The 21,886-nt window shown below is 70.4% G+C and carries 23 protein-coding genes and 1 pseudogene; 11 read left to right on the forward strand and 13 right to left on the reverse strand.

All coding sequences use genetic code 11. The annotated features are described in order from the left end of the window. Nucleotides 1-253 precede the first annotated feature (253 nt). The 4 genes from BLASA_RS22280 to fdxA form a co-directional block, all read right to left on the reverse strand. Nucleotides 254-775, reverse strand: coding sequence for a hypothetical protein (locus tag BLASA_RS22280; RefSeq protein WP_014378537.1), 522 nt, complete (start codon nt 773-775; stop codon nt 254-256). Between the two features lie 75 nt (nt 776-850). Continuing rightward, nucleotides 851-1,126 carry a DUF2249 domain-containing protein gene (locus tag BLASA_RS22285; RefSeq protein ID WP_197536245.1) on the reverse strand — a complete coding sequence of 92 codons (276 nt, stop codon included), beginning with the start codon at nt 1,124-1,126 and terminating at the stop codon, nt 851-853. A 34-nt stretch (nt 1,127-1,160) separates the two neighbouring features. Next, nucleotides 1,161-1,631, reverse strand: a complete 471-nt coding sequence (locus BLASA_RS22290; RefSeq protein WP_014378539.1) for a hypothetical protein — start codon at nt 1,629-1,631, stop codon at nt 1,161-1,163. 6 nt (nt 1,632-1,637) lie between these two features. Then, complete coding sequence (gene fdxA / locus BLASA_RS22295) at nt 1,638-1,979, reverse strand: ferredoxin (protein ID WP_014378540.1); 342 nt, start codon at nt 1,977-1,979, stop codon at nt 1,638-1,640. A 336-nt stretch (nt 1,980-2,315) separates the two neighbouring features. Here fdxA and BLASA_RS22300 point away from each other — a divergent pair, with 336 nt between their 5' ends. The 3 genes from BLASA_RS22300 (at nt 2,316) to ctaD (ending at nt 5,972) form a co-directional block, all read left to right on the forward strand. Next, nucleotides 2,316-3,008: a hemerythrin domain-containing protein gene (locus BLASA_RS22300; RefSeq protein ID WP_014378541.1), complete on the forward strand. Its 693-nt coding sequence runs from the start codon at nt 2,316-2,318 to the stop codon at nt 3,006-3,008. A gap of 131 nt (nt 3,009-3,139) precedes the next feature. Further along, nucleotides 3,140-3,841: a helix-turn-helix transcriptional regulator gene (locus tag BLASA_RS22305; protein WP_014378542.1), complete on the forward strand. Its 702-nt coding sequence runs from the start codon at nt 3,140-3,142 to the stop codon at nt 3,839-3,841. A gap of 376 nt (nt 3,842-4,217) precedes the next feature. Further along, on the forward strand, nt 4,218-5,972 hold the full coding sequence (gene ctaD, locus BLASA_RS22310) for a cytochrome c oxidase subunit I (RefSeq protein ID WP_014378543.1): 1,755 nt from the start codon (nt 4,218-4,220) through the stop codon (nt 5,970-5,972). Between the two features lie 199 nt (nt 5,973-6,171). Here ctaD and BLASA_RS22315 read toward each other — a convergent pair whose 3' ends face one another. Together BLASA_RS22315 and BLASA_RS26125 are read right to left on the reverse strand one after the other, a co-directional pair. After that, complete coding sequence (locus BLASA_RS22315; protein ID WP_014378544.1) at nt 6,172-6,372, reverse strand: helix-turn-helix domain-containing protein; 201 nt, start codon at nt 6,370-6,372, stop codon at nt 6,172-6,174. Nucleotides 6,373-6,456: 84 nt separating this feature from the next. Beyond that, nucleotides 6,457-6,552 (reverse strand): annotated as a pseudogene (locus BLASA_RS26125) (IS5/IS1182 family transposase); the annotation flags it as partial. A 263-nt stretch (nt 6,553-6,815) separates the two neighbouring features. On the opposite strand from BLASA_RS26125, the gene BLASA_RS22320 reads away from it, so the two are divergent. From BLASA_RS22320 to BLASA_RS22330, 3 genes are all read left to right on the forward strand, one after another. Then, nucleotides 6,816-7,337, forward strand: coding sequence for a hypothetical protein (locus BLASA_RS22320; protein ID WP_166486630.1), 522 nt, complete (start codon nt 6,816-6,818; stop codon nt 7,335-7,337). 9 nt (nt 7,338-7,346) lie between these two features. Continuing rightward, a complete protein-coding gene (locus BLASA_RS22325) occupies nt 7,347-8,165 on the forward strand; it encodes a class I SAM-dependent methyltransferase (protein ID WP_014378547.1) in 819 nt (272 codons plus the stop codon). Nucleotides 8,166-8,669: 504 nt separating this feature from the next. After that, nucleotides 8,670-8,975, forward strand: coding sequence for a histone-like nucleoid-structuring protein Lsr2 (locus tag BLASA_RS22330; protein ID WP_014378549.1), 306 nt, complete (start codon nt 8,670-8,672; stop codon nt 8,973-8,975). A 382-nt stretch (nt 8,976-9,357) separates the two neighbouring features. Here BLASA_RS22330 and BLASA_RS22335 read toward each other — a convergent pair whose 3' ends face one another. From BLASA_RS22335 to BLASA_RS22345, 3 genes are all read right to left on the reverse strand, one after another. Then, nucleotides 9,358-9,816 carry an ATP-binding protein gene (locus BLASA_RS22335; RefSeq protein ID WP_014378550.1) on the reverse strand — a complete coding sequence of 153 codons (459 nt, stop codon included), beginning with the start codon at nt 9,814-9,816 and terminating at the stop codon, nt 9,358-9,360. Nucleotides 9,817-9,930: 114 nt separating this feature from the next. Then, nucleotides 9,931-10,314: an STAS domain-containing protein gene (locus tag BLASA_RS22340; protein ID WP_014378551.1), complete on the reverse strand. Its 384-nt coding sequence runs from the start codon at nt 10,312-10,314 to the stop codon at nt 9,931-9,933. 203 nt (nt 10,315-10,517) lie between these two features. Beyond that, a complete protein-coding gene (locus BLASA_RS22345; RefSeq protein WP_014378552.1) occupies nt 10,518-11,261 on the reverse strand; it encodes a GAF and ANTAR domain-containing protein in 744 nt (247 codons plus the stop codon). Nucleotides 11,262-11,764: 503 nt separating this feature from the next. Between BLASA_RS22345 and BLASA_RS22350 the strand changes: the two genes are divergently transcribed. Both BLASA_RS22350 and BLASA_RS22355 read left to right on the forward strand, forming a co-directional pair. Beyond that, nucleotides 11,765-12,220, forward strand: a complete 456-nt coding sequence (locus BLASA_RS22350; protein WP_014378554.1) for a prevent-host-death protein — start codon at nt 11,765-11,767, stop codon at nt 12,218-12,220. Then, nucleotides 12,217-12,648, forward strand: coding sequence for a hypothetical protein (locus tag BLASA_RS22355; protein ID WP_014378555.1), 432 nt, complete (start codon nt 12,217-12,219; stop codon nt 12,646-12,648). Before BLASA_RS22350 ends, BLASA_RS22355 begins: the two co-directional genes overlap by 4 nt. Before the next feature lie 74 nt (nt 12,649-12,722). Here the strand turns inward: BLASA_RS22355 and BLASA_RS22360 are convergent, their stop codons facing one another. The 4 genes from BLASA_RS22360 to BLASA_RS23760 all read right to left on the reverse strand — a co-directional run bounded on the left by BLASA_RS22360 (nt 12,723) and on the right by BLASA_RS23760 (nt 19,146). Continuing rightward, nucleotides 12,723-13,211 (reverse strand): hypothetical protein, encoded by a 489-nt coding sequence (locus tag BLASA_RS22360; protein ID WP_014378556.1) that lies wholly within the window; start codon nt 13,209-13,211, stop codon nt 12,723-12,725. A gap of 756 nt (nt 13,212-13,967) precedes the next feature. Further along, entirely contained in the window at nt 13,968-14,108 is a 141-nt protein-coding gene (locus BLASA_RS25325; RefSeq protein ID WP_166486631.1) for a hypothetical protein, read from the reverse strand. A gap of 441 nt (nt 14,109-14,549) precedes the next feature. Continuing rightward, a complete protein-coding gene (locus tag BLASA_RS22365; protein ID WP_014377664.1) occupies nt 14,550-17,066 on the reverse strand; it encodes a tyrosine-type recombinase/integrase in 2,517 nt (838 codons plus the stop codon). Continuing rightward, nucleotides 17,056-19,146, reverse strand: a complete 2,091-nt coding sequence (locus BLASA_RS23760) for a tyrosine-type recombinase/integrase (RefSeq protein WP_014378557.1) — start codon at nt 19,144-19,146, stop codon at nt 17,056-17,058. The genes BLASA_RS22365 and BLASA_RS23760 overlap by 11 nt, the downstream gene beginning before the upstream one ends. 1,040 nt (nt 19,147-20,186) lie before the next feature. Here BLASA_RS23760 and BLASA_RS22375 point away from each other — a divergent pair. The 3 genes from BLASA_RS22375 (at nt 20,187) to BLASA_RS22385 (ending at nt 21,883) form a co-directional block, all read left to right on the forward strand. Further along, nucleotides 20,187-20,396, forward strand: coding sequence for a helix-turn-helix transcriptional regulator (locus tag BLASA_RS22375; RefSeq protein ID WP_014378559.1), 210 nt, complete (start codon nt 20,187-20,189; stop codon nt 20,394-20,396). A 181-nt stretch (nt 20,397-20,577) separates the two neighbouring features. Beyond that, the gene (locus BLASA_RS22380; protein ID WP_014378560.1) at nt 20,578-21,237 is read left to right on the forward strand and encodes a hypothetical protein; all 660 of its coding nucleotides are present in this window, start codon (nt 20,578-20,580) and stop codon (nt 21,235-21,237) included. Beyond that, a complete protein-coding gene (locus BLASA_RS22385) occupies nt 21,230-21,883 on the forward strand; it encodes a hypothetical protein (protein ID WP_014378561.1) in 654 nt (217 codons plus the stop codon). The genes BLASA_RS22380 and BLASA_RS22385 overlap by 8 nt, the downstream gene beginning before the upstream one ends. The last annotated feature ends 3 nt before the right edge of the window (nt 21,884-21,886 follow it).

Here is a 21,886-nt window from a genome sequence, read left to right on the forward strand (position 1 = left end):
CGGTACGGGTTCCTCCTATGGAGCAGTCTCGGTCCCCATTCGACTCGTGTTGTCCGCGGTACTGATGCGGTTGCTAGCACTCTAGGCCGGTCAGGCAGGGACTGCGCGGTGCCGATATCTGAGGTGACCGGCTTGCCATGATTAGCCCCCCGGCGCGCTGGGCGAGCATGACGCGTACGCGAGGTCAGCGGCCGGCCCGGTGAGCTCAGACATATGCCCGCGAGAGCATTGGACTGGGCCGGAGAATCGAGGCTCAGCCACTACCTAGAGCCGACAGGGTCAACCCGACCGGAACGCTGACCGCGAGTATGGCGAGAAGAGACTGGTAGACACGCAGCTGCCACGGACGCGCACGGGTGTGGCGGACCGCGCTGAGGAACAACGCGCAGGCGCCCAGCAACAGCCCGCCGCCGACCATGACCACTGGCACCACATCGGTCAGGGTGCCGATGAGAACACCGGCGTTGGCGCCGTTGTACATGGCGAACTGCAGACCACGGAGCCGACCGGAAGGTAGGACGGCGGCGAGCAGAGCTTGCCCGACGCCCAAGCCGAGCTGGGCCACCCCGGCGACCAAGACCAAGTAGGCCGCTACCCACGAACCGTCGGTGAAGCCGGTAGGACCCGTGACGGCGGCAACGAGACCACCGGCGATGATGGCGGCGAATCCCAGGAGGAGGAATGGTACCGCCGCTCGCCATCGCGCGTCGGCCCATGCCAGTGAATGTCGAGATGTCGGACGGAGCGCGCATTCTCTGGTCTTTTTCGTCGTCATGCCCGACGTCGCAGAGCAGCGGCACAGGACCGTGTCGGCGTCACGCTGGGCCTCCGGGCCATTTTCAGCTACTCATCAGCGTGGCGGCTCGTCCGCGCGCTTCGATGACACCGGGGCCGCGGTGCGGCCGATGCGCACCCGCCAGACCTTCGGGCCCGTCCTCCAGATAGTTCCACTCGAACTGCCCGGGGTGCTCCGCCGCCACTGGTAGTACAGGGGCTTGGGATCGTGGTCGTTGACCAGCACGAATCCGTTCCCAGGCGGCAGGTCATCGTAGGCCCCGAAGATCAACTCGTGCCGTCGGGCTGGGGCCTCCTCGCGGACATCGAGCAGAATGTCGCTATCGGGCATCGCTTCTCCTGCGGTCGTGAGTGGAAGTCCTGGGTCAGCCACCGAGCAGCACGGCGAGGGTGAGCAGGGCGAGGCTCAGCAGTGCGAGAAGGCCGCGTAGCCCGGCGGCGCGCACGGCGCCCCGGCGTACTCCTGCCGCCAGGACGGGATCGTCGGGCTGGGCCAGCACACGCTGCCGCAGACGGCGCATCCGACGGGCCTGTACTACGCCGGCCGTTGTCGTCACCACCAGGACTGCGGCGACGATGACGGTCGCCACGAGCAGCGCATCCCACGGCCGACCGACGAGCAGCGCGGCTCCGGTGCCGTAGGCGATGGCCAACGCCACGGTGCCGACGATGCCGTACGCGCGGCCAAGCGCGCGGAAGAACGACACCCGCGCGGCCGGTTGCAGCGTCCGGCTGGCAACTCGAGCAACGACGAAGATCGCGACCAGGCCGCCCACCCAGACAGCGGCGGCGAGGATCAGCAACCAGGTCAAGGCCAGGGTCACCGCGTCGGGCACGAGCGCCTACTCGCGCGGAGGGTGGCCGGCCACCAGCTCGGTGTCGGCCCCGACCACGCCGGTCTTGGCGGCACCGCCGGGTGAGCCGAGGGGGGCCTCCCGGCCGGGCAGCGGCTCTGCGAAGAAGCGCGCGTTGTCCTGGAGGAACGGGACCAGGGATTTCGGGAGGTCGTCCTCGTAGTAGCTGGCCTCGACCGGGCAGACCGGCTCACAGGCGCCGCAATCGACGCACTCGTCGGGGTGGATGTAGAGCGCCCGGGCTCCCTCGTAGATGGAGTCCACCGGGCATTCGTCGAGGCACGCCCGGTCGAGTACGTCGATACAGGGCTCACCGATCACGTAGGCCACCGCGTTCTCCTCTCAGGACAATGATGGGCGTCCACCGACGATGGCGGGTGCCCGCTGCCCCACCCACTCTGATCCACACGACGAGTTTTTACCAGTGTTGCTTGGAGAAACGCGGGGGTGTAGCTCCGCTCCACGCCGGGCGGGGTGACACGGAGAGGGGTGAACCACTACAGCGCCTTCGCGCCGGTCCCGATGTCCACCATGAGGATCCCTCCCACACCGCCGACGTAAGGGAGCACGGTTCGACGTCGGCGCACAGACCTCATCGACAGACGCGCATGTTCTTCCTACTGTCGATGAGAGAAACGTAGGACTGGAGACCACGCGGAGGCAGACATGCCGGACGGACACCTGTTGGTCGACGAGCACGCGGTGGTGTTGCAGCAGGTCAAGGCGCGTATGGACCCCATCCTGGGTGCACTGGGTGACGGGCACTGGCCGCGGACGGAGCTGCAGGATCTGCTGGACTACCTGCGCTACGAGCTGCTCGACCAGACCGTCCACGAGGAGCGGCTGCTCTTCCCCTTGGCGGCCGGCGGCTTCCGCAACGCGGAGATCGAGCAGCTCGTCGACGATCACGTCGCATTGCGGGATGCGGCCGACCGGCTGGTCGAGGAGGTGGCAGCCGGGCCCGAGGAGCGGGACAGCGATGAGCTGGCGACGTTCTTGCGGCACCTGCATAACCTGCTGGACGCGCACCTGGTGCGAGAGGAGCGGATGTTGGCCGCCGTCACCCTCGAAGGAGTCGAGGGGCGGCGGCGTCCGACGTGGTCACGGGACTGGTACCCGCTGACCCAGGGGCCGGTGCTGGACCTCGACGTCCTGCCCGAGCAGCACGCCGCACGGGTCGCCATGCAGCGATTGGCCCGGTTGTCGGAGGGCGAGGTCGTCGAGGTCTCCTCCAGCCGGGCGCTCACCGTTCTCCGGGCGTCGGTGGCCAATCGATGGGCCGCCGACTACGGCTGGACCTGTTTGGAAGAGGGGCCGAACCGGTGGCGGGCCGAGATCACCCGCCGGCGTCCGCAGTGAGGTGGCGAGGCACCGAGTCGTCATGAAGAAGGGGTCGGTAGATCGCGTGCGGACCTCCAGGCCATCACGACGGCTCAGGCTGCGGCCACTTCCCTCGGCGGCACACCCTGGCAATCTGTGAAACTGGGACGATGGACGTGCCGCCCGATGGCCGGCCCGCGCAGGAACCTGCCCGCGCGGGCGTCAGTCGGCAGCATATTCTCGCGCTGCTGCGGGCAACTCCCGGTGGTCTCGGGGTGCAGGATCTGGCTCAGCAGAGCGGACTGCACGCCAATACCGTGCGCTTCCACCTCGAGCGCCTCGTCGGCGAGGGGCTGGCGGAGCGTCAGACCGAGGAGCGCAGCGAACCCGGTCGCCCACGGCTGACCTTCACGGCGGCCGTGCCGCGGCCGGACCCGCCCCCCGATAGGCGCAACTATCGGTTGCTTGCCGACATCCTGATCAGCTATGTCACCGGGACGGCGGCCGATCCGGTCCAGGCCTCGGTCGAGGCGGGACGTGCGTGGGGGCACTACCTCACCGAGCGATCGGTGCCGTTCCAGCGCATCACCGAAGAAGAGGCGGTGATCCGTCTGCTCGGCCTCCTGGAGGAGGTCGGCTTCGCTCCCGAGCTGGCACCGGACGACCAGCGGCAGGTTCTGGTGCCCCACTGCCCCTTCCTGGAGATCGCCACGGCACACCGCGAGGTGATCTGCTCCATCCACCTGGGCCTTATGCAGGGCGCGCTGGCCGAGATGCGGGCGCCGGTGACCACCCACCGGCTGCGACCGTTCGTCGAGCCGTCCCTGTGCGTGGCCCATCTGGCGCCGGAGCCCGACGCTTCCCATCGGTGACACGGCCGGCCAACAGGCCGCAGATCGTGGTAAGCGGCGGGCTACACGAGTATTGGGGGACGCCCGGATGACGACGAGGATGCCCTCTTGTTCGTCCGGACGGCGAGGCGCCAGGCCCCTGCAGCTCGACCCTCCTCTTTCGTTCTCACTATCCTTGCTAGTAAAAACGGGTAGGGCTAGCGTCGGCCCTGTCGCGGAGTGTGGACGGCGCGGGACGACCGGTCGTGCACGTCCTGCGGTTCGCATCGGACCTCTCGGTGTTCCGAGGTAGTCCCCGCACCCACGTCCGAGGAGCCAACGTGACAGCCGAACCCAACAGAGCCCGTGGCCGTTGGGCGCCTACTGCTCCGACAGAGCTAGCCGAAGGTCCGCTGGCATGACGGCCATCGCGCCGCGGCCGATCGTGAGTCGGCCAAGCCCGGCGCACGAGCCGAATAAGGGCTCGCGGCTGTCGAACCTGCTGCGGACCACCGATCACAAGACCATCGGCCTGATGTACCTGGCTACGTCGATGGCGTTCTTCATGGTCGGTGGTCTGATGGCCATGCTGATCCGTGGCGAGCTGAGCCGGCCGGGGCTGCAGTTCCTATCGCCGGAGCAGTACAACCAGCTGTTCACGATGCACGGCACGGTCATGCTGCTGCTGTTCGCGACGCCGATGTTCTTCGCGTTCGCGAACCTCATCATGCCGCTGCAGATCGGCGCTCCCGACGTCGCCTTCCCGCGGCTGAACGCCCTCTCCTACTGGCTGTTCCTGTTCGGCAGCCTGATCGTGCTCTCTGGTTTTCTGACTCCCGGAGGGGCGGCGGATTTCGGTTGGACGGCCTACACCCCGCTCTCGACCGGCGTGCACTCCCCGGGCGCCGGCGGGAATCTCTGGATCGGCGGCCTGGCTGTCAGTGGCCTGGGCACGATTCTCGGTGCGGTCAACTTCATCACCACGATCGTCTGCCTCCGCGCACCCGGCATGACGATGTTCCGGATGCCGATCTTCACCTGGAACACGCTGATCACCAGCCTGCTCGTCCTGCTGGTCTTCCCGATCCTGACCGCCGCGCTCTTCGCCTTGCTCGCCGACCGCAACCTCGGCTCCCTCATCTACTCCGAGGAGATGGGCGGTCCGATGCTATGGCAGCACCTGTTCTGGTACTTCGGGCACCCCGAGGTCTACATCATCGCGCTGCCGTTCTTTGGCATCGTCACCGAGATCGTCCCCGTATTCGCCCGTAAGCCGCTGTTCGGCTACAAGGGCATGATCGGCGCGACCTTGGCCATCGGCTTCCTCTCACTGGGCGTGTGGGCGCACCACATGTTCGCCACCGGCGCGGTGCTACTGCCCTTCTTCAGCTTCCTCTCCTACCTGATCGCGGTACCCACCGGGCTGAAGTTCTTCAATTGGATCGGCACCATGTGGCGCGGCCAGCTGACCTTCGAGACGCCGATGCTCTGGTCGATCGGCTTCATGGTCACCTTCCTGCTCGGCGGGCTCACCGGGGTCCTGCTGGCCAGCCCACCACTGGACTGGCACGTCCATGACACCTACTTCGTCGTCGCCCACTTCCACTACGTCGTCTTCGGCACCGTGGTCTTCTCCGTCTTCGCCGGCATCTTCTTCTGGTTCCCCAAGATCCGCGGCCGGATGTTGGACGAGCGACTGGGCAAGCTGCAGTTCTGGATGACATTCATCGGCTTCCACGGCACCTTCCTGGTGCAGCACTGGCTAGGCAACAAGGGCATGCCGCGGCGCTACGCCGACTACCTGCCCACCGACGGCTTCACCACCCTGAACGTGGCGTCGACGATCTTCTCGTTCGTGCTAGGCGCCTCGATGATCCCGTTCTTGTTCAACGTGGCGAAGTCCTGGAAGCACGGCCAGCTCGCGCTGCGCGACGACCCGTGGGGTGCCGGGAACTCCCTGGAGTGGGCCACATCCTCACCCCCGCCGCGACACAACTTCGTCGAGATCCCGCAGATCCGGTCCGAGCGCCCGGCTTTCGAGGCGCACTACCCCCATCTCAGGGAACGGCTGCAGAGCGAGGCCCATGCCGGTCGGCGACGTGAGCCGTACGCCAGCGAGTTGACAGCTGGCACTGGCTCCCGCCAGGGCCCAGCCGACCCCGACCCCACCTGACGGATGCAAGGGCCCGGCCGGGATCAAGTCCCAACATGGAACTTGATCCCGGCCGGGCCCTTCGACGCGCTGAGCGACGAGGTAGCCTCCGGTTTCGTTCGACCGTCAGCCTGATGTCGACAGAGCAGGAGGCGCATCGCACGATCTCGCCGACGGCGTTGGCCTTCCGCGGACGCGGCGGCGCGCGGCGTGGCTACATTCAGCCAGCCTGCCCACGACGGGCCTGGACCCATGCGTGGAGGTCGTCGCGGCGGCCGAGGACGCGGCGGCCGAGGCGGAAGCTGTGCGGCCCGGTGCCGAGGTGACGCCAGTACCGAAGGGTGGCGACGGGAGCGCGTAGCACTTCGGCGGCCTCGCTGATGGTAAACAGGTCGGGCTGCTCGGCGGTGTGCTCGGTCATGGCTGTCTCCAGGTTGGCGGGAAGGTCACGTCGCGCACTTCTAAAGGCGCCGTTTCACGACCCTTGGTGACAGCCCACAGCCAACTTCTTCAGTCTGCCGAAGTCGTTGAGCCAGGAGTTGGCGCGCTCGACGACCCAGCGGCGGCCGACCTGGATCGGCGCGGGGGTGCCGCGGTGGGCGGTCTCGCCGACCAGCCCGCGCTCTTCCCCAGGGTGGGTTCGGAGGTTAGCCTTCCCTAATCCGATGATGGCCGGCGTCTGTGAGGGCATCGTGCGAGGACTGCCTCCAGCTCGCGCCGCGGTGGCGGCGGTGCTTGCTGGCGTGTGTTGCCTACCGTTCCTGGCCGGGGCGGCCGCCCCGGTAGCGGTGCCGGTGGCCGTCGGCGTCGGTGTTGTGATCTCTGCTCTGCTCCTCCTGCTGGGCCGGCCGGCCGGGAAGCACCATGGGTTCCGTTGATCCGGCTGTTCTCGCGCGTATTTCGCTGGCGCGCGCCCGTGTGGCCGCGCTGCTCACCTATCCCGACGGACTGTCAGCTGCTCCGCGTCTGACGACGGTGACGGTCAGCGCCGGCGATGACGGCAGCGCTGTCGTTCTGCTTCGGCCCGACTCGCCAGCTGCCCAGCAGCTGTTGGCCCGGCCCTTCGCGGTCCTGCAGGTTGCGCCGCAGGGCTGTGCGCGGGTCAGCCTTTACGGCGTCACCCGGCGGTTGCCCGACCGGGACGGAAGCGGTCGGGTGGCCTATCGGGTGGAAGCCGCTGCCGTGCGCCTCGGGGATCACGGCGAGATCAGCGTCGAGGCCTGCGCCTACGCCACTGCCTGCCGCGCGCCGCTTGGCCGTGAGGCCGTCGTGCTGCCCTTCCCACGGCCGGGCGCCTCCGAAGACGGCCCCACCACCGGTCTCGCCGCGCGGTACCCGGACCCGCCCGGACGCCGCATTCCTTGCACCCCCGACGAGCACCCCTGAGAGGCCACCATGCCCGATTCTCTGCCGATTCCCGGAGCCGACCTCGACCCCGCCCGGATGCCGGGGCACTGGCTGCTCGCCCGGCTGGGCAAGCGGGTACTCCGCCCGGGCGGGCGCGAGCTGACCGCCCAGATGCTCGACGCGCTGGCCATCGGCCCGCGGGACCGCGTCGTCGAACTCGCACCCGGGCTCGGCACAACCACCCGGCTGGTACTTGCTCGTCATCCCGCCGCGTACACGGGTGTCGAGCGCGACCGGGCGGCCGCCGATCACGTGCGCCGGCTTTCCACCGGCCCCGACATCGACTGTCGGGTTGGTGACGCCGAGGACACCGGACTCGACGACGACAGTGCGACGGTGGTGTTCGGCGAGGCGATGCTGACCATGCAACCTGACCCGGCCAAGACCCGGATCGTGCAGGAGGCGGCCCGGGTGCTGCGCCCCGGTGGGCGGTACGGCATCCACGAACTCAGCCTGGTGCCCGACGACATCGACGCCGACACCGTCGCCCGGATCCGGACCGAGCTGTCGCAGACGATCCGCATCGGCGCCCGCCCGCTCACCGTTCCCGAATGGCGAGCGCTGCTCGAGTCCGCCGGCCTGACCGTCGTGCACGAGGCGCGGGCACCGATGCGCCTGCTCGAACCCTCCCGCCTGCTGCGCGACGAGGGCGTGCGCGGACTGGCCCGCATCCTCATCCGGGTCGCGAGCGATTCGGTGGCACGTCGACGGGTGCTCGAGATGCGGGCACTGTTCCGCCGCTACCGCCACCACCTGGGAGCGATCAGCCTCATCGCCGAAGTCCCGGCCGAACAGGCGACGCCGTAGTCAAGGGCGAGCGGTGTCCGCGGAACGGACGGCCCAGACCACGGAGTGGAGGCGGCCGGCCCGACCCCGGTCACCCTGATCGGCTCCGGGAACGACCGCAGCCAGCCGATCACCTGCTCATGAGCGGGCGTCAACCGCGACGCGACGATCTCTGCACGTCCGGTCCGCACCCGACGAACGAACGGGCGTGAACATCCAGTCCGACGCTCGTACGCTGACCGGTCACTGGGACCTCCCACGTCTGTGGCTCTACAGTCACGGTCCACCCCTTCTTGGAACTGATGGTCTTCGCGGTCGTCAGCCGCTTCACTTCGGCGACGGGTGCGGCAATGCGACGCCAGGCGGCATATGCAGCCGCAAGGCCGAGCTGAGGCGGCTGACAAGTTGGCGACACGACTCGCTAGAGGCAGGCGCGCCTGCGCTGCGGCCTCATCCATACAATGCACGCGCAAAGCAACTGACCTGAGGACGGCGACATGGCTCAAGAGTTACGAATTATAATTTATGGATGACTTGACCGGCGAACTCCTGCCCGACGGACAGGGGCAGACGATCAGCTTCGCGCTCGATGGTACTTCTTACGAGATCGACCTGAACAAGGACAATGCCGACGCCCTGAGGGAGGTGTTCAAGCGGTACGTCGCCGCCGGCCGAAAGGTGGGGCGCGCAAGACAAGTCACCCCACGTCGGCACCGCAACCGCGAGGACACCGCCGCGATCCGCGCATGGGCGTGGCAGAACGGACTCCAAGTCTCCGAGCGTGGACGCGTTCCCAGCGCAATCGTCCAGGCATACGACGCCGCCAACTGACGAGCCACGCGCGTCTGCGCTCACAGGGTGGTGGACTTGCCGAGGTCGTTCGGCACGAGGATCCCGGTGAGGGATCTCGCTACGGCGACGCCCGAGGCGCTCGGGGCCGGAGTCAGCGCCCCCCTCCCCGAGTTTGTGATTGCGTAGGGCGACGGCGGAAGCCGAACCCGTGTCGGTTCCCCCGCCTTGGCGTTGCAGAGGATGGATTCGTGTCACCCACTTTGACCGGATCCCGCGTAATCCTATGCCCCCGGCGGGCCGACCACGCCGACGCCATCACCTCCGCCTGCCAGGATCTCGAGATTCAGCACTGGACCTAGCTAGCTAGCGTCCGACAGCCGCCAGTAATCCGCAATCTCGACGCCCGCCTCATCGACGGGTGCTATCGGGCGGTGGTCCGATTCTCGTCCCTGCTGACACTGAGGAGCGCCCAGACGGTCTTGTGATGATCCTGGCTGTGCCAGCCGTGGTCGCTGGTGAGGTCGGCGATCATGTAGAGCCCGTAGCCACCGGCGCCGGGGGCGCGGCCGACCGCGGGGACCGGGGGTGCACCGGGGGCACGGTCGGTGACGGTGACCAGCCAGCTGGTCCTGTCGGTGCCGAGGCAAAGGTGTATGGGGGTGGCGCCGTGGCGGAGGGCGTTGGAGGTGATCTCGTCGATCACCAGGACGAACAGCTCGATCCAGTCCGCGGATAGGGAGACGGGCCCGCTGGTCGCCGCCATGAACGTGCGGATACGGCTCCGGACACCCGGAAGGTCAGCCAACCGCGTGGGTTCCTGGTGCCACACCTTGTCGAAGCCAGCGGGAGGGCGAGCCGAAGGCCAACCTGTTACGCCCATCCCACCCCCCGCTTCTCGCGCCGTCGGCAACTGGCCACGTGGCCTTGTGTAGCGCCTAGAAAAAGGAACTGGCGCCCTCCAGGGAAGCACGGCGCGGGCGTCGGCGCCTGTTCGTCACCCGGGAGAGGCGGTCAGCCGGGCCCAGAGACCGGTGAGCTGCAGTGGTCGGCGGACGGCCAGCTGACCACCGCGCAGGGTGAGGCGGATCCCGTCGGCCTCGGCGAGGTGGCGGGCTTCGGCCAGGACGGTGAGGCCGGCGCAATTCAGGAACGTGACTTCGTCCAGGTCCACGATCACGTGTGTGCATGGTGGTTGCAGGCAGCTCAGCAGGGCCGAACGGAGCACTGCCGCGGTGAGAAAGTCGACCTCTCCGGTGGGCGACACGGTCACCATGGCGCCTCCGTTGGAGGGTGCGACCTCGACGCCGAGCAGATCATCGGCCACGAACTGTCGGACGCCGGAAGTGTCGCCGCTGTCTCGGGTCTGGGTGCGGTCCACGGGTGAGAGGCCTCTCGATCAGCGCCCGGCCGACAGATCGTGCGTCGATCCGGTACAGGAGACGATCCGGTACCGATCTGGCGCGCCTGGCCGGCGGGCGGTTCTGATCGCGGCTGAGGCCTAACCGCTGGACACCAACGTACGGCGCCGGACAGATACGACGCAACGCCCCGCAACGCGCTGCGGATGGGATCGCCCCCCGATCAGCCGCGGGTGTTGTCGTCGGCGGGTTCGCCGCCGACAGCGCGCACGATGTCGGCGGCGATCGTCCGGAGCTTGACATTGCGGCCCTGCGAGGCGCTGCGCAGAATCTCGAAGGCCACCCCAGAGGAGCAACGCTGCTGGGCCATGAGGATGCCGATGGCCTGGTCGATGATCGAACGAGAGTCCAACGCCTCTGCCAGCTGCTGACCGTGGCGGGTGCGCTCGGCCAGGCGCAGGGCAACCCCAACGGCACCGGAAGCCTGCTGCGCCCAGCGCTCGGCCTGCTCACGGGCCGCGTCGTCGAAGCCGTTCGCCTCGGTCGAGTACATGTTCAACGCCCCAAAGTGCTGGCCCTCCACGCCCAGCGGGTTGGACAGCACCGACCGCACCCCTTGGGCCAGGGCGTAGCTGCGGTAGTTGCCCCACCGGTCGTCGCCGGCCAGGTCCGGCGCGTAGACCACGGTGCCGGTCCTCATGGCTTCCAAGCAGGGACCTTCGCCCTGGGCGTACTGGATCTCATCAACCCGTGCGGCCAGTGCGTCGCTGCTGGCCACGGTCCGCGACTTGTCGTCCAGGCGCACGGTGATCGCACACGGCCCGTGGCCGGCCGCTGCCAGTTGCACCAGCTCGTCGAGGAACTCGGTCATGCCCTGGGTGCTCAGGATCAGTTCCTGCAGCGCGCTCTGATCGACTCGTGCATCGGCGCTGCCTGTGATGCCGGAGTCATCCGCTGGCCGGACCATGACTGCTTCAATTCCGCAGCCTCAACGAGCGCCGCTCACCGTCGTTCACCGGGGACGGTGAGCCGCGTGGGAAGGCTCACTCGAGGAGACCTCGATCGACGTCGACGATACGCGCACCGAGTGGACCAGGGGGCAACGCCGACACCTGGTTGCCGGTTGCGGATCACGCCCCGGCCTCTCCGTGTGCCGATTTGCACCGTTCGGTCTCAGGCGTGCGCTCCGAGGGCACTCCGCCTGCTCCGAGGATGCTCCGCCGCCAGTTGGTGCTACCCGGGCGCGGCCTCGAGCGCCTGGCCTCCAGGGGAATCCACCGCCCAGTGCAACGCGGCGCATTCCGACCGGCGGTGTGCTCAGCTGCGGGAGTGAAGACGTACTTGACGTACTTGACGTACTTATGGACCATGACAGGCGCGACGCAACACGACAGGCCACGATCGGCACGACACACCACGATCGGGATGATGGCTTGCGCCCTCGGCGCGGATGACCGGAGGAGGACCGCAATGGCGACCGTGCGCCACTTCGACACTTTCACATCGGCGCGGAACAACTTCCGCGGCGTGCTGGACGCCGCCCGCAAGGGCGTGGTCACCACCGTGACCCGCGACAAGGAGCGGTTCGTGGTCGTGTCCGCCGACGCGTTGCGCGAGCAGCTTCGCCGACTACTACCCTCGCAGGCGGTCGTGGTTTCCGAGGGCGGCGGCTGGGCCGCATTCATCCCCGGCGTTCCTGTGCACGGCGACGCCGACAGCTTCGACGACGCGATCGGCGACCTCATCGACGCGTTGCGCGACTACGCCGACGACTGGAACGACCGGCTGCACAGCGCACCTAACCACGGCCAGCATCACAGCCTGGTGGAGCTCGTCGAGCTCTCCGACGACGAACAGCTGCGCGAGTGGCTCGTCGGACGCACCGATGCCGTGACCGACACAGCCGGCGCACTCGCCCGCACGTGAACGCGCCCGGCAGCCGCCGCGACCACAACCGCTTCTGCCAACTGGAGGGCTGGACAGAGGTCCGCAACGCACGCGGCGGGACAGTCAGCCACCACCTCACCTACGAACTATCGCTGCCCGACGGGCGCATCCTGAGGACCCGCATCTCGCGGCCGCCGAACAACGCGACCTACGGCCCCCGGCTCTGGAAAACGATCCTGACCGACCAACTGCAGGTCACCGAGCCCCAGTTCTGGGCCTGCGTCTCGAACAAAATCCGGCCCGACCGCGGAACGAGTGCCGGCGAGCCGCCCACCAACGCCCTGCCGGCCGATCTGGTCTACCAGCTCATCCACATGGCCGGGGTCCCTGAAAGCGAGGTCGCCGGCATGACGCTGCAGTGCGCCGCCGAGGTCATGGTGGCGCACTGGTCTCGACCGAGGGACTGACGGCCAGTCGCTCGTCGGCAACCGCCGCCTCACTCATCGGGTAGGAGCCACCCCCGGCATCCGTCGGCCTCGATCTACCCCGTGCCAGGCGTCGGCCAGGCGACCAGCGGGGACACCCGGTCACCCGGGTGCGGGACTCCGTCAGGGGCGTGGGTGATGCTGCGGGGTTCGTGGCTGCCGGCGGCGTGGGCGATCGCGGCGAGGACAAGGGTCAGAGCGTGGCGGTCAAGGCCGGCGGCGAGGTCACCGAGGTCGACCGGGTGACCGTCGGCGATGCTGGCGGCCGCCCGCAGGACCTGATGGTCACTGCTCCCGCCGGTGATGGTGCCGATCCGCAGGGCCCCGTCGAGGTCGGGCCAGGCGATGTGGGCCCACAGCCCCTCCCCTTCCACGTCTCCGTCGACGGTGATCAGCCCTCTGTGCTGCAGCTGGGGCAGCCAGTGGCCGGAGGTGATCAGCAGCAGGACCGCGGCCTCGTCGGAGTAGTCGCCCAGGGCGGCGCGCAGCAGGGCGTTCTCCACGTCGACCGGGTCGAGATCGGCGGCTCTAGGTTTGAAGATCACTAAGTTCTCCCTCTCCCGGCCGGCGTGGGTCGGGGCTGAGTGTGCCGGTGGGGTCTGACAGGCGCGGCCGGTGACGGGTGTCGGGTGGCGGTCGAGGGGCTGGTGAGCGCGTCGGGCCGGCAGGCCCGCCGGCAGCTCGCTGACGGTTGGCCTCGACGCGCCAGCGGCGAGGCCTCGCGCGCCCCCGCCGCCGGCCGGCCACCCCGAACCGCCCCCCGGGGCGTGGCCGCCCCCGCAGGGGTGCGGGGACGGCCGGACGCCGGTCAGGTCGGGTCGGGTGCGGGATCGGCGGTGGGTTGCTCGGCGTCGTCGATGATCTGCCGTTCGATGTCGGCGAGTGTGTAGCCGCAGGAGGCCAGGAACCGCAGCCAGCGGGCATCGCCGGCGCCGGGACTGGCGGTGCAGCCCGGACTCGATGGCCCCGGCGATGTGGGCCAGCAGCGCTACCGCGTGCCGGGCGTCGGGCACCTGTTCGCCGCTGGTCAGCGTCGGCGCGGGCTTGTCTCGGGTGGTCCACCACTGGCCGGGGGCGTCGATGCTGAGGTCGGCAGCGGCGGCGTCCTGGGCGCGGCGTTTCGGTTGCGGAGCGCTCGTCGTGGGTGCTCTCGCGGCCGGTGTTTCCGAGCACCAACTGTCGTGGTCATGGCGGGTTCTCCTTCGATGCTCTGCGGGGTGGCGGTGCTCTCGGTGGAGGTGCTCTCGCTGGGGGTGCTGTCGGCCGGGATGCTGGTAGTAGTCATATCGCGCTCTCTCCGCTCAGGTGGTGGCGAGGACGCGGGCGCCGGCGGTCGGCCCGGTCGATCCGGCATGTGGGGCGGCTTCTCCGCCCCCCGCGGCGTTCTCGCTGCTCTCGGCGCCTTCGAGGTGGTCGACGATGCGGCGGGCGGCGCCGGTCACCGTGGCCGCGGCGGCGCGGACGACCTCGGTGTCCCCGGCCGACCAGGCGGCGACGTAGGGGACGGTGTAGGCGCCGGAGTCCAGCCCGGCCCAAGCGGTGACGATGTAGGCGACCGACTCGGCTTCGGCCTCCGCCCGCCCGCGGCAGCCGGTGTAGTCGTAGCCCTCGGCGGTGTGCCCGCACTCGATGTGCGCGAGCTCTTTTCCGCACCAAGATCGTTGTGTGCAGACGATCGCGGTGACCGGCCGGACCGGTGCAGCGCAGGGCGCACTAACGTGTTGACGTGGCGTCTTGGCTCCGAAGGGTTGGCCAGTACCTCGGCCTGATCTATCGCGATGACGGGACCTGGAAGATCGGTCGCGGCTACCCGAAGCCGCCGCGGAGCAGCCGTCGCTCGCGGCCCTCTCGCTAGGGACCGTTTCTCATCGTCGTCTCCGTACTCATGGCGGTGTGATGGCCGCTGGGGTGGCTGGAATGGCGGGGAGGCCGAGGTCGGTGGTCGTTCGGCTGCGGCGCATCTGGGCGAGCTTCTGTTCGGCCGCGGCGAGGCTGGTCTCCAGGCCGTCGACCTCGCCGAGCCAGTCCTGATCCTTGGCCTCGGCCAGCCGGGCGTGGAGGTTGGCTCTGATCTCTTCCAGCCGGTGCTGCTGCGCGGGGTCGGGCCGCAGCATGGGGCAGCGGATGCAGGCGTGCTCGTGCTGGCAGGGGGTGCCGTAGGCGCGCCCGCAGACGCCGAGCTCGACCTTGCGCCGTTGGAAGTGGCCGAGGAACTCGTCCCATTCGGCGTCGGTCGGCTCGCGGTACTCCTCGCTGGGTCGCACCGCCCTGCGCCGGGCGAGGAAGCCGCGGTAGTGCTCGACGACGTCGGAGTCATAGACGGCGACGTAGATCTGGGTGGTGGCCAGCGTCTGGTGGCCGAGGATCTTCGCCGCGATGTGGATCGGCAGGCCGGCGGCGACGGCTTCGGTGGCGAAGAGCCGCCGGAAGTCGTGCGGGGAGAACCGCATGGGCGTGCCGTCGGGAGCGGTCAGCCCGGCGGCGGTGACCAGCCGGTCGAGCAGCACCCGCACGTAGTGGTGGGTCAGGCAGTGCGCCGAGGCGCCCCACCAGCGTTGGAACAGGAACGGCAGCGCGGAGCTGTGCACGCGTTCCATGTGGTCGTAGCGGGAGACCAGCGGGATCTGCTGGTGGCCGGCGCGCACTCGGGCGATCACGGCGGCGAGCACGTCGGCCAGCTCGGGGCTGACCACGAGCAGCCGTTCCCGGTCGGTCTTCGATGGCACGATCTGCAGCAGCGGCACCACCTCGCCGGTGTCGGGCACGGTGTAGGCGACGAAGGCCCGGTGGGTGAGCTCGAGCATCTCCTCGATGCGCATCCCGGTGTGCCGGAGCACCTCGACGATGGCCCAGGTCCAGAACGCGTTGTCCTCGGCGAGGGTGAGGTTGCACCGCGGGCCGCCGTCGGGGTCGTCGACGTAGACGACGCCAGGTCGCCGGGTGCTGGCGGCGCGCTGGCCGGTCGCGACCGCCGAGCGCCGCCGCTGCACTCCGTCGAGGTCGAAGGTCTCGCCGGGAGCGACGGCGGAGGCGGCCTGTAGCAGCGCCGCCGCAGTCCGCCGACCGGTCTCGGCGGCGTCGACCAGCGCGGGCAGCCCCGAGGCCTGGGTGCGGGTGCGCTGGTGCATGCGGGCGGTGGTGCGGGTGCGCTGCTTGCCCATTCCGCGCAGGTCGTTGGCGCTGACCGGGTTGGGAGCGACCCACCGCCCCCAACGGAGCGGTTCCTCCAGCGCCCAGTGGGTCAGGTCGGCGTAGAACGCCCGCACCGCCATCAGGATCGCGTGCGGGTCCTCGCGGCGTTCCCCGATCCGGTGGTTGCCATAGCGGATCTCGCCCAGCCGGCTCTTCCAACCCCGCACCATCTGCTGGGACAGCTGGAACGAGTCGATGCCCGGTTCGTGGAGTTCCAGGTCGCGCCAGAACAGCAGCACCAGCTTGGTCGCCAGCTGGCGCAGCGAGGCGTAGTCCATGCCGGCCTGCCGCTCGTGCAGGTAGTCCACCAGCAGGTCGCGGACCGGACGGCACTCCACGTCGTAGCCGTCGACCAGCTCCTCCACGGTCAGCTGCCCGCGTCGGCTGGCCGCCCAGATGCTCGGTGGGCTGCCCGGCGGCAGGATGCCGGCCCGCAGCAACAGCACGTACCAGTAGCTGTGCTGGCGCTGGCTGTATCCGGCCTGCGCCCGGTAGGCCTCCACGCAGTCGGCAAGGGTGACGTCAGCGAGCCGGCCGCCGTTGTGGATGAGGATGCGGGTCAGCTGACAGAAGGCCAGCCGCCGATCCGCCGGGGTCAACCGCGTGTCGTCCTCGGTGAACAGGGCGTCCAGCGCGGCGAACCCGTCCGGGTCGTGGCGGGCGCGGAACCGCTCCAGCACGCTGGCCGAGCGCAGCGCATACAGCCAGGCGTAGCTCGGCCGCAGCGCGCCGAGCACGATCAGCCGGCCGACCGCCCCGGTGAGCTGTGCGCGGCGGTCAGGGCCGGTCTGCAGCCCGTCGACGTCCACCAGGTCGGCCCAGTCGGAGCCGGCGGCGTCCGCGCCGCAGGCCTGCCAGCGCTGCTGCCAGGACCCGCCGGGAAAGGTCTGCAGCCAGTCCAGCAGCAGTCCGACCGCGGCGCGACGGCGGCGCCGCTCTTTGACCGGCACCCCACCGCCCAGCTCGTCCAGCGCGGCGAGGACCTCGCTGCGGCTGCGGGCGGTCTCCGGCCACACGCTCGGCCGCGCCAGGATCGGGGTCGGCAGCGTCGGCGTGCGGAAGTCGTGCTGCTCGGACGGCCGGCGGGCGGTGCGCGGGCCACGTCCGCGCGGCGCCGGCACCGCATCGACGTAACGGTCCGCCCCGGAATCGACGCCCTGCTCTACGAGCTCCTGACCGGACTGGCGGCCGGTGGTCTCAGCGCGCATCGCGGGCCTGCCCGAGCAGCTCGCGCAGCGAGTCCGGGCGGTAGCCGCCCGACGGCGGCGCTGCCGGCTGCCGTGCCGGCCGGTCACCGCGCGCCCGGTGGTGCTCGAGCACCCGGGCGACCACCGCGTCCTCGCGTGGACGCAGGTAGATCTGCGTGGTGGCCAGCTGCGCGTGCCCGAGCACCCACTGCACGTCGGTCAGCGTCAGCCGCGGATCCTCGGCCATCCGGAAGGCCGCGGTGTGCCGCAGATCGTGCAGCGTCCAGCCGGTGCCCAGCTCCTCGTTGGCCCGCTGCAGCACCCGCCGCATCGCCGAATAGGTCAGCGGCCGGTGCGGTGCCCGGCGGGTCAGCCACAACGCCTGCTGCCCGGCCGGCCGGTCCTGCCGCTGCTGATAGAGCCGTAGCCACACGAACGCGTCCGCCGACCCGGGCAGCCACTGCAGCCGACCGCTGCCCTTGCGATGCACCCCGATCCGCTGAGCGCCCACGTCGACCCGGTCCACGCTCACCCCGAGCAGCTCGCTGGCCCGGGCGCCGGTGCTGACGTAGAGGGCCAGCAGCGCCCGGTCCCGGTCACTGCGCATCGCCGCGAACAACGTGTCGAACAAGTGATCTGGCAGGCTGCGCGGCAGCCGGGCCGGCGTCTTCTGCCGCAGCGGCGCGCGGCGGTGCCGCTCCGGCGGCGCCATCGGATTGGCGTGCGCACCCACCCGCTGCCCGCCGCGGCCGACCGCCTCCGGCACCGGGTTGACCACCGGACCGTCCCCGGCCGCCATCCGGTCGGCGTAGAAGCCGCGCAGCACCGCCAGGTTGTGGTTGATCGTCGCCGGCGCGTACCCGACCCGCTCTCCCACCCGGCCGGCGCGCGTCGCGCCGCCGGCAGTCGTCGCGGCCAGCCGCATCCACAGCACGAAGTCGCGGGCCTCGACCCGACTCGCCCGCTGCCAGCCCAGCTCCACGGCCGCCAGAAACCGCCACCAGCGCAGCAGCGCGAGCGCGTAGGACCGCACGCTGCCGGTGGCAGCGCCGCTGGCCAGCAATGAGCACAGGTAGTCCGCGATCGCCGGCACCGGCACCCCCGCAGCGTCGAGCACCGCCACCCCGGGCAGCTCGTCGCTCACCCGGATCCCGCCAACCGCGGCCACCGTCAACCCCGTCACGTCCCGTGACGGATCACACTCCCCGGCCCTCGCCACAGCGGCTCCTCCCCACATCGGTGGAGAGAGCGCAGCAGCCAACCAGCCCGGATGATCGCAACCGAACCCGCGACGGCGAGTCCGCTGCGCGCGAACCGGCCGCGCACGCTCACCGACCCGGCTTGGTGCGGTCAATAGGTCGTGGGCGAGGGTCTTCACCGCCTGCGCGTCGGCGACATCCGGACGCACCCTGACCGTACGGGCGGCCGGGTCGGAGAGGCCGTTGGCCTGCCCGCAGTCCTCGCGGGTGAGCGTGTAGCCGTGGCCGGCGATCTGGGAGGCCAGCGCGTCCCACAGGGCGGCGGGGGCGTCACCGGTCAGCAGCTCGGGGACGATGTCGGGCAGCGGGTCGCCCTCGGTCTGGGAGATGTCGAAGACGTGCGCGACGCGGAACCCGCGCAGCACCCGCGCCCCGGCCGGCCGGTCGGCGTCCCCACCGGAAGGCTCCCCCGCCGCCCCCGGGGCGGGTGCGGCCAGGTCGGCGCTTGCCTTCTTGGGCGTGTAGGTGCAGGGGGCCAGGACCGCGAGCCCGGTGGACCCCTTGAGCACGCTGCGGCCCAGCGCCTTCCAGGTGCCGAACCCGGCGACCCGGGTCGGGCTGATGCCCAGCCGGGCGGCCTGCAGCCCGATCAACAGCTGGTTGCCCAGGCTGTAGGTGTGGAACTTCGCGGCGGCATCGAGCATCGCCCGCCACTGCGGATCGGCGGTGAGCGCCTCGACCTGCTCGCCGATCTGGTCATGCAGGGCGGCGATCCTCGCCGCCCGGGCGGCGTCGGCTGCCTCCCGCTGCGCCGGACTCAGCTTCGACCGCCGACTCCGGCTCCCCCTGCTGCCCGTGCCGTTGGCCGCGCTGCTGCGTGTGCTGCTGATGGTGGTGGTCATCTGGACCCTCCCGGAGCTGGAGCCGAAACCGGTACGGGAGGAACTGCGGAACGGGTGTTCTGCCACCCATTCCCCCGGCCCGTCCGGCACAGAGCTCTGCTCAGGGGCCGGGAGCGACGGCGGGGGACGACCGGACCAAGACTGCTTCCGCAGCGGAGCGCCCGAAGGGCGGAAGGATCTTGGTCCGGTCGGGAGGAGACGGCGCGGGAGGCCCCTACGCTGAGCTGCCGGACGGGTCGGGGGATCAGCATGCACAGCCCGCCGCAGGCGGACCTTGACGACGGCGCAGCCGGCGCCACGCGCAGCGTGGCCCGAAGGGTGCCCCTGGCCCGGCCCAGCGTTTGCGGCACGACGACGTCGACGGCGTCCCCACCGGCCGGGGAGTTTCGGTGACCCGACACATCGCGGAGGCCCCTGGCGGACCAGTCACGGGCTCCGCGGTCTCGCCGTGCCCCGGGTGCGGTGTCCAGCGCCATGAGTCGAGGATGGCCAGGCCGGCGCCCGCCCGAGGGTGTCCGTCCGGATGTTGTGGACAGCATCCGTTGTCCACAGGAACCGATAGCGCAGGAGCGTTCCGATGCTCACGGCCTGCAACGGCTGACTGGAGGCCCCCAGGTCAGCAGCGGACCTCCTGTAGTCCTCCTGTCCGTAGCGGGGCTGGTCGGGCCGGCTGTCGCCGGCCTACCGGAGAACGTGCTTCACAAGCGCGGGCGGCGCAGGGCGGTTGGGGACAGCGTCGCGGCGGACAACCCGGGCATCGGCCGGAGGGGAACTGACGGCCGTCCCGGGCGACTGCCTATCGGGACCGGGCCGACCCCAGCCGCAGTACGGGGGCTGCCGCCCGCTGTCCCGGCGCCGCCTCCCAGCGTCGGCAGACGAAGGCTCTCCGCCGCTGGCAGATGACGCCAGCGGCGGCCGCTACAGGAGAACAACCGGAGATCGTCAGACAAGGCTGACTGTGAAGTGTCACCACCGGGCCCGAAATAGCGCCTTCTGTGGTGAAGGCACCGCCCACCACCGATGACCCCCGGGAGCCAGCCATGCCCGACCCCACCGCCGAACACGAGCCCGAGCTGCTCACCATCACCGAAGCTGCGGACGTGCTCCGCGCACCCGTCGCCACCCTCCGGTACTGGCGACACCTCGGCACCGGCCCGAACAGCTTCCGCCTCGGCCGGCGCGTCCTCTACCGCCGCGCCGACCTGCGCTCCTGGATCGACGCACAAGCAGACCAGTCCACGCGCCGATAGCCCCGCGCCTCCGGAGAGCGGCTCGACCGGGCGCGGGCCCCTTCCGACTTCCGGCACACGGTGAGGCCCTGTGGCCACCCCCCGTGTGTGGACAACGACGGCCGTCCACAGAACCGACCGGGACAAGCCAGCGGCAGCGCCGCAACGGCGACGCTGCTCACACGCACCGAGAGGAGCAGCGATGGGATGGATGGGCCCGGTCGTGGACGACCAGGAGCACGAGGGCTGGGTGGTGCCGCTGTTCGCCGACGGCGCGCAAGGCGCCGGCACCAGCAGCGCCCGCGGTGTGCTGGTCGCCCGCCAACCCGACGACAGGCCGTGCAACGGCGACCGGGTGCGGCTGACCTACCGCGACGGCTCCACCGCCGAGGGCGTCTGGCAGGACGGCACGCTGATCCGCGGCGACGGGATCGTGCATGCCCACACCAGCGGCCAGGTTCGCCGTGAGGTAGTGGAGCAGGCCGAGGAGTGGCGCCCGGACGCGGAGGTGGTCGGCTGGGTCGCCGGCTGCACCTGCGGCTGGCGCGGCACTCCTTGGGCCCGCGTCACCGCATGGGAGCTGGCCGACCCGGCGGCGCGGCGGCTAGCCGTAGCCGGCCCGTGGGCCGATCTGGAGGCCGCCGACGAGACGCGGGTCATGCGCGAGTGGCGCCGGCACATCGCCGGATGGCAAGCCCTCGAAGACGTCGAGGCGGCCGCCGCCCGGCAGGCCGCCGCCGCCCGCGCGCTGGACGAGGCTGTACGTGCCGCAGTCGCAGCCGGAGCCTCGTGGGCCGACATCGGCCGAGCCACCGGCCTGACCGGCCGGTCGGCCACCGAGCGATGGTCCGCCCGTGGCTGAGCAGGCGACCGGCCAGCCCGGACCGAGCGGGGGAACCCCGCCGGGGCAGCGGACCGTGCTTGTCGTCGACCTCGATGGGGAGCCGCTGGCGCCGCTGCGCGCCCTGGAAGAGATCCTGCTGCGCCTGGGCACCTGGGAAGACGACGACGACCGGCGTGATCCGGACACCACCCCGGAGCCGCTGAGGGTGCCGCCGCCGCTGGCCGGCCGGATAGCGCTCGCCGCCGTGCAGCGCCTGCTCACCGCCCTGGCGCCCAGCCAGTCCCGGGGACCCGGGTGCGGCCGGCTGCTCGCCCCGGACGGCCGCTACGAGCACGCGCCGATGACCGCGCTCATCCTGCCCGCCGCCGACATCGACCTTCTCTCCGCAACCGCCGCCGCCCTCGGCCACCCCCGGCTGGACTCCGACATCGCCGAGCTGGTCGACGCCCACGCCGAGCAGCTCGCCGACACTTACCGCCGGGCCGACCGCACAGACCTGGTCTCGCTCCTCGCACGGCTGGCCGATCTGCTCGACCTCTCCCCCACCGACGACACCCGACTACTCAGCGCCCGGCTGCAGGGGACCCCGCCTGCCACCGACTGCGTGCTCAGCGACGCCGAGGAGGCCGCCCACGCCCGCACCGGAACCTGTCAAGCCGGTTGAGAC

Source organism: Blastococcus saxobsidens DD2, from assembly GCF_000284015.1.
Taxonomy (GTDB): Bacteria; Actinomycetota; Actinomycetes; order Mycobacteriales; family Geodermatophilaceae; genus Blastococcus; species Blastococcus saxobsidens_A.